Here is a 336-nt window from a genome sequence, read left to right as displayed (position 1 = left end):
TAGCAGCAGACGGTACTGTTACATTTGTTCCAGAACCAAGTTTTACAGGAACAGCACCAGCGGTTACAGTTGTTCGTGAAGACAAGAACGGAACAAAAGCTTCAGCGACTTACACACCATCAGTAACACCAATTACAGTGACTCCTACAGACAAGGTTTCTGCGGATGTTCAAAACGTTCCTCAAACCCAAACACCAACCTTTGATTTGAGTAATGATAAGACTGCTGAAATCACAAGCAAGAAATTGGTGGATCCAGCAACTGGTCAACCGACTGATGAAACAACTGTAACAGTAGCAGGAGAAGGTAGCTATACTATCGACCCAACGACTGGAG

1 protein-coding gene is annotated in these 336 nt (G+C 44.0%); it reads left to right on the top strand.

The features are described 5' to 3' along the window. Positions 1-336, top strand: a 336-nt coding sequence (locus tag HMPREF2867_RS08405; RefSeq protein WP_141751014.1) for a hypothetical protein, incomplete at both ends; no start/stop codon positions are given.

It is taken from the genome of Streptococcus sp. HMSC064H09 (assembly GCF_001812625.1).
Lineage (GTDB): Bacteria > Bacillota > Bacilli > Lactobacillales > Streptococcaceae > Streptococcus.
The sequence above is the reverse complement of the archived record's forward strand: the minus strand, read 5'-3'. Positions and strand labels throughout refer to the sequence as shown.